The organism is Bartonella sp. AD328YNZD (assembly GCF_042196425.1).
The window spans coordinates 3,720-4,990 of the sequence record NZ_JBHIQG010000191.1 but is presented as its reverse complement, the minus strand read 5'-3'; the positions used below and the strand labels follow the sequence as shown (position 1 = coordinate 4,990).

Genomic DNA, 1,271 nt, shown 5'->3' with positions numbered 1-1,271 from the left:
GCGCCACGTTCACTGGTTTGAATCAAGGACAATGTATTGTCACGTCTTTCAATACCAACCACTGTGGTGCTTGTTTCCACTTCCTCAAAAAGATCAAGAGAACTAATAAGCCCCGGTTGAAACTCATAGTTTTCAATCGCTTTCATCATTGTGGTGGCAGAGAAAGCGTCGTGTTTAAAAAAGTTCATATCCATGTGCGCATTCTCCTATCGCAATAAAATATTGTTATGATCTTCGAGAGACTGAATGGCAGCACTTTTTTGTTCATCTGTAATGGCATCTGGCCATAGCAATTCAGAAGCTTTTACAGTGCATAAGCGTGCTGTAATCACGGCACGTTGATCGGCTTGAGAGGCATCAACAGTGGCAAAAGAAATTCCAGCAGGGATTTGGCTGCCATCTGATGCTGCTGGATTAAGGGGGGCATATTTTTCTGATGCTGTAATTTTCCCCATGACAGTTCCTGCTTCAATGAAGGCTCCTGATGCAAAAACCACTTCTTCGTTTGACATATCCGTATCGTAGGGTCCAAGATAAGCGCCATTGCGTACGTCTTCATAAATAATATTATTCATTTTATTGCCCTCCAAGCTGTTTCCCATTTTGTATGAATTTTTGCCTTGCTCGTTCCATCACTGTGAGGGGTATAAGGCGAGACTTTTAAAGACGCGCTTTGAGAGCTAGCAGCCGTCAATACACACTGGCGTGCTTTCTCAACACTCATACCGTTTTGAATAGCTTTTGCTGCGTCAAAAGAAACGCCTAAGTGCTTTGCTTGCCTTTCAAGGGTTGTTAGTGCCTTGCCACGTTTTCTTTCCTTTTCAAGAGCAGCTTTTATGCTTTCTTGTTTATTTTCGTCCTCATCTTCGTCTTCGTTTTCTTCTTCATCGTCGAAGTCTTCGGCGTTTTTGTCGATGTCACTATCGTCTTCGTCCTCTTCCTCGTCATTGATGATGTCGACGATCTTTTCGTCATCCTCTTCTTGGGCGCGGTATTGTGTGCGTGCCATGTGTTTTTTCCTTCTTTTGTTGATGTTGGGTTTTGTGATATGGAATCCGTTAAGGCTTCCAAAGCTTGCGCAAGGGTGCCCTGCGCATCTGCTAATCCAAGCTCTAAAGCTTGGGTGCCTATAAAAGTTTCTGCTTTTGTGTCACGAATTGCGTCCGCACTCAGAGGTCTGTTTTTTGCAACCCAATCGACAAACATTTCGTAGAGCAGGGCGCAATCGGCTTGCATTTTTATTTGTGCTGTATCGCTCAAGGGTTCGTGAG

The 1,271-nt window shown here is 44.0% G+C and carries 4 protein-coding genes; all 4 read right to left on the bottom strand.

Annotation, left to right across the window (positions count from 1 at the left end):
• On the bottom strand, positions 1 to 194 hold a 194-nt coding region (locus tag ACFIO3_RS08850), incomplete at its 3' end, for a major capsid protein (protein ID WP_375704334.1).
• Positions 195 to 206: 12 nt separating this feature from the next.
• Positions 207 to 575, bottom strand: coding sequence for a head decoration protein (locus ACFIO3_RS08845; protein ID WP_375609570.1), 369 nt, complete (start codon positions 573 to 575; stop codon positions 207 to 209).
• The gene (locus tag ACFIO3_RS08840; protein ID WP_375651059.1) at positions 572 to 952 is read right to left on the bottom strand and encodes a hypothetical protein; all 381 of its coding nucleotides are present in this window, start codon (positions 950 to 952) and stop codon (positions 572 to 574) included. Before ACFIO3_RS08840 ends, ACFIO3_RS08845 begins: the two co-directional genes overlap by 4 nt.
• A partial coding sequence (locus ACFIO3_RS08835) for a S49 family peptidase (protein ID WP_375704333.1) occupies positions 835 to 1,271 on the bottom strand: 437 nt, incomplete at its 5' end. The genes ACFIO3_RS08835 and ACFIO3_RS08840, both read right to left, overlap by 118 nt.